This is a genomic window from Nonomuraea deserti (assembly GCF_004348685.1).
Taxonomy (GTDB): domain Bacteria; phylum Actinomycetota; class Actinomycetes; order Streptosporangiales; family Streptosporangiaceae; genus Nonomuraea; species Nonomuraea deserti.
In genome coordinates this window covers 1-4961 of sequence record NZ_SMKO01000336.1, presented here as the reverse complement: position 1 = coordinate 4961, position 4961 = coordinate 1, and the positions used below count along the sequence as shown (strand labels likewise).

The following is a 4961-nucleotide window of genomic DNA, read 5'->3' as shown; positions in this document are numbered from 1 at the left end:
GAGGTGCTCGACCATGGCGGCGGTGACCGCGGCCGCCTCGCGCTCGTGGGGCGCGGGGTCGAGCCCGCACTCCTCGGCGATCTTACCCAGAGTGGATTCGGCGACCGCAAGTTCAGTGCCTCCCTCGGCACGCTCATGCTGGTCACCATGATCGGCCCCGGGCTGAGCCTGCTCGCCGGCCAGTACCTGCAGCTCGTCGAGGAGCTGTCCCCGCTCGAGGCCGGGCTCTGGATGTTGCCGATGAGCGCCACGGTGATCGTCGGCTTCGCCGTCACCCCGGTGCTGGCCCGCCGGTTCCGCCCGGCCTACGTCATCGCGGGCGGGCTGGCGGTCGGCGTGCTCGGCATGCTGCTGTTCACCCAGGCGGGGAGCGCCGGCGGGCTGGCGTACGTGGTGATCGGGCAGTCGATGTTCTTCGCCGGCAGCTCCCCGCTGATGGTGCTCGGCATCGACATGGTGGTCGGCGCCGCCCCGCCGGAGCGGTCCGGTTCTGCCTCGGCGCTCTCCGAGACCGGGCAGGAGTTCTCCGCCGCGCTCGGGCTCGCCGTGCTCGGCAGCCTCGCCACGATCGTCTACCGGGGGAGCCTGTCCGTACCGGAAGGGACGCCCGAAGCGGCCGCGGACGCGGCCCGCGACACCCTCGGCGGAGCCGTCGGAGCCGCCGCCGGGCAGCCCGCGGGGATCGCCGCCGAGCTGCTCGCGACGGCCAGGAGCGCGTTCTCCGACGGGCTGGCCGCCGCCGGGGCCGCGAGTGCCGTGATCATGCTGGCGGCCGCGGTGCTCGCGGTCACGTCGCTGCGCCGGGTCCCGCCGATCGGCTCCACCGCTCCCGCTCCGGAAGCCGAGCACGCGGCCACGTGACCGAAGGCCCGGCCGGTACGCCCGCCTCCCGCGCGTGCGCTGACCTGCCGCCTCAACGTGTAACCGGACTGTAAGTCAGGAGAAAGCGGCCGGAATAGGTTGATGCGCACCTGATCGAGTTCCCCGACTTCAAGGAGTCCGACGTAACCAGCACCGCTGTGTGGAGCGAACTGCACATGACCTCCACGCCCCAGCTGTCCATCTCGATCTCCCCGCACCTCACCGCCCTGGCGATGATCTCCGACGCGCTCGCCGGACGCCGCCGCGGCCTGCCGGAGCTCTGGCGCAAGGCGATCAGGTCGCGCGTCCGGCCGCAGGGGCACCAGGCCGTGCGGCCGCTCGCCGCCCCCGGCTACTCGGTGGTCCCCGACAGCCTCGTGCCCCGCACGCCGACCGGCGGTGACGTCTCGGTGCAGGACCAGATCGACACCCTGCGCGACCTCCCGCGCGACGCCCTGATCAAGGACCTGGACCAGGCGTTCGGCGACAGGCCGCTGCCGGCCCACTGGCGTTCCGCGGCCGAGCGGCCGGACCGCTGGCTGCACGGCTACGCCGGCGCCCTCGCCGACGTCTGGGACACCACAGCACCGCTGTGGCGCCGCGCCCGCCCCCTGCTGGACAGGGAGATCCGGAGGGTCGGCGTCGCCTCCGTCCGCGGCGGCCCCGAGCTGCTGCTCGGCGCGCTCAACCACCGCATCACGTACGGCGAGCGCGGGCTGCTCATCGCCGACGTCGAGTCCAGCACGTACGAGCTCGGCGACAGGAAGATCGTCCTGGTGCCCATGCTGGCCGGCAAGGACGCGGTCATCGTCAGCCTGGACAACGAGGACGCGGTGTGGATCGCCTACCCGGTGCCCGGAGCCGCCCAGCTCTGGCACCGGCCCGCGGGAACGGCGCACGGCGAGTTGTCGGCGCTGATGGGACCGGTCCGCGCGGACCTGCTCCGCGCGATCGGGCAGCCCATGACCATGAGCATGCTGGCCGGCGACATGCAGGTGGCGCCCAGCAGCATCACGTACCACTGCGACCGGCTCATCGCCGCCCAGCTCATCAGCAGGGAGCGGCGCGGCCGCGAGGTGTGGATCGCCCGCACCCCGCGCGCCGAGGAACTGCTGGAGATGTTCCGCCGCTGAGGAAAGGGGCGCGCCGGAGCCCGGCGCGCCCCTCGGCCCGCGTGCGTCACCCCGCCTGGCGGAACTGGTAGAGGAGCGGGCCGTCGAGCTTCCAGCCCGGCTCGTTCGCCAGGATCTTGCGGGTGTGCGACGCGATCGCGAGGCGCCACCTGTTCTCGCCGCTCAGGCGGAACACCTTCACCTCGCCACCGGCTCCGGCCGAGGCGGGCGCGTAGCCCAGCACGCCGTCGTAACGGAACCTGCCCGAGGTCACCAGGCGCTCCCGCTCGGCCACGGAGGCCGTGACGATGTACGACGCCTTCTTCGTCCAGCGCAGCCGGTAGAGTGGCTTGCCGCCGCGGAACGGCGCCCGCGAGAGGTGGTAGAGCGGCGTCCGTGTGACCTTCCAGCCGTGCTTGCCGACCGCGGCGTCCCGCTCCGACGCGCTCGACGTGTAGAAGAACCCGCCGTCCTTCGTCACCAGCTCGTAGAGCTTCGCGCGCTTCTCCGCGGTGTTCGTGGCGGACGTCTCCGCGGTGGCGGAGGCATGCGTGGCGACGCCGAGGGAGAGCGTGGCGCCGAGCGTCACCGCCAGCCCGAGGCAGGCGGGACGGGTCAGGCGGCCGAACGACGATGCCATGAAAGGGTTCCCTCCGATGCGCTGACGAGTGAGCGTCAAGCTAGCAGGGGCCCCGGAGGGAACCCGATCATTTCGGCGAACGTAGAAGTGTGCGCGTTCCGGGGCGGCTAGAACGTCACCAGCGGATCCCCGACGAAGTCGGCGATGAAGTTGACGAAGAAGAACCCGAAGAACAGGAAGTTCAGCACGAGGATGACATAGTGCCACGGCCGCGGGCGGGCCGGGCGCGGCAGCTTGCTGTTCAGATACATCAACAGGAACGGATAGAGCAGCGCGCCCAGGTTCGACATGTTGGCCGACCACTCCACCAGGGCCACCGGGAGCGACTGGAAGATGATGATCGAGATGACGATCAGCAACACGATCATGAACGGGTAGTAGAAGCGCCGCGGGTCGCCCTGGATGAGGGCGCGCAGGCGCGGGCTCGTGGCGTTGGCGGCGTCCGTCGTGACCCGGACCATCGCCTCGAAGATCCCGAGCTGCGTCGAGAACAGCACCAGCACGCCCAGCAGAAGCCCGATGAAGAACACCGCCTGCCCGTACTCCGCGCCCAGCACGGAGGCCACGAACGTCGGGATGTTCTCCCGCGTCGGCTTCTCGCCCGACATCGAGACGGCGTGCGACATGAGGATCGTGGGCAGCAGCATGCCGAGGATGGCGCCGACGAAGAACACGCCCCACATGTCGACCATCAGCAGCCGGTACCACCTGCGCCACAGTCCCCGGTTGCGATCGTCGTCGGGAAACGTGACGCCGCTGGCCAGGATCTCGCGCCGCTCGCCGCGCAGGCCGGAGATGAAGCCGACGCGGTAGCCCATGCCGTAGCCCTTGTCACGGTAGTGGCCCATGACGTACCAGTTGAGGCCCGAGGCCAGCGCGGTGAACCCCGCCAGGCCGCCGAGTTGCGTGGCGGTGATGCCCGCTGGCGGCGCGGCCGGGGTGATGAAGCCGAGAATGCCCTCCCACCACTGGCTGAACGGCACCACGAGCAGGTCCACGGCCAGCAGGGCGAGCAGGATGGAGCCGACCATGATCCAGTTCGCCAGCTCCAGCACGCGGCTGATCCGGCGGGCCAGCGCGGTGATGACGAACACCAGCACCAGCAGCGCGACGGCCCACCAGCGCGGCTCCAGGTCCGAGGCGGCGGGCGGCGCGCCGTGGATCAGCGCGTAGACGCCGTTTCCCGCCGACGAGGCCCAGCCGCCCGCGATGAACGCGAAGATCACGATCACGACCGAGAGCGGCACCCAGAGCGGCCAGCCCGGCGGCACCCGCCCCCAGCCGACGACCGGCGTCTCACCCGTCGCGAGGACGTACCGGGAGCATTCGACGTTGTAGAACGTCTGCAGCAGCGCCGAGACCAGGATCACCCAGCCGACGCCGATGAAGCCGTACTGGCCCACGCTCAGGGGTCCGAGCAGCCACTCGCCGCTGCCGATCGAGATGCCGAGAGCGATCAGACTCGGGCCGACGGCGTACTTGAAGAGTTCCTTGGGGCCGATCTTGGAGACCTTGAAGACCTCCTCAGGCGTGGGCAGGTCGGTGACTTCGAGATCCGGACGGCTGACTCCGAGTGGGTGCGACATGTCACTGCCTCCTGCGTTCACAGTGATCCCGAACCACGTCCGCAGCAAGACCCAATCGTGCGTACGGAGCGCTCGTGTCCCGGTGCGCGGGCCTTTCCCGGCCTGATCGATCCATCGGGCGCGTCGGGCGGTGCGCCGGGCCTATCCTTCGGTTCATCAGTGGGCCTCGTTGAGAGGGTGAAATCTGGTGCGACGATCCGCACGGCTCGTGGCGATCGGCAGGGATGTGCGGTTGCCGATCATCGGGCTGGCGGTGCTGCTCGCCGGGTGCGCTTGCGCGGGACCCGCGCCCACCGCGCCGCCCGGCACGGCCGGTGCTTCCTCCGGCGGCGCGATCACCCCCCGGCCGCGACCCGGCGCGCCGCTGCCGCCGATCCCCGCGGTCCCGGCCCGCTGCCCCCAGCCCCTACCCTCGGCCGACGACCTCAGACCCGAGCCCGCCGCCGCGCGCGGCTGGCGGATGCTCTGGCGCGACGAGCACCCCGGCGCGCTGGACGATCTCGCAGTGGGCCGGGACGGGGCCGTGTGGGCGGCCCACTCCACGCAACGGGCGTCCGCCGGCGTGGTGGAGACCCGCTTCGCGGGACTGCAGAGGTGGGACGGCGGGCGCCGGCACCCGTTCCCCCTGCCCGGAGCGCAGGTCACCGCGCTGGGGGCGATCTCCCGCGACCAGGCGTGGGCGTACGGATCGATGGGCGGGCAGCCGGGCCTGGTGGCCGCCTACGCGGACGACGCGCTCGTTCCCCGGCGCATCATCACCTC

At 71.4% G+C, this 4961-nt stretch carries 4 protein-coding genes and 1 pseudogene; 3 read left to right on the top strand and 2 right to left on the bottom strand.

Annotated elements, in window-relative coordinates; genetic code table 11:
• Together E1292_RS52065 and E1292_RS49395 are read left to right on the top strand one after the other, a co-directional pair.
• On the top strand, window positions 1–861 hold an 861-nt coding region (locus E1292_RS52065), incomplete at its 5' end, for an MFS transporter (protein WP_165975166.1).
• A 176-nt stretch (window positions 862–1037) separates the two neighbouring features.
• Window positions 1038–1994: an ArsR/SmtB family transcription factor gene (locus E1292_RS49395; RefSeq protein ID WP_132606722.1), complete on the top strand. Its 957-nt coding sequence runs from the start codon at window positions 1038–1040 to the stop codon at window positions 1992–1994.
• A gap of 46 nt (window positions 1995–2040) precedes the next feature.
• On the opposite strand, the gene E1292_RS49390 is transcribed toward E1292_RS49395, so the two are convergent.
• Complete coding sequence (locus tag E1292_RS49390) at window positions 2041–2613, bottom strand: hypothetical protein (RefSeq protein WP_165975165.1); 573 nt, start codon at window positions 2611–2613, stop codon at window positions 2041–2043.
• Window positions 2614–2720: 107 nt separating this feature from the next.
• Window positions 2721–4199: an Nramp family divalent metal transporter gene (locus E1292_RS49380; RefSeq protein ID WP_132606719.1), complete on the bottom strand. Its 1479-nt coding sequence runs from the start codon at window positions 4197–4199 to the stop codon at window positions 2721–2723.
• 187 nt (window positions 4200–4386) lie between these two features.
• Here E1292_RS49380 and E1292_RS49375 point away from each other — a divergent pair.
• Window positions 4387–4961 (top strand): annotated as a pseudogene (locus E1292_RS49375) (hypothetical protein); the annotation flags it as partial.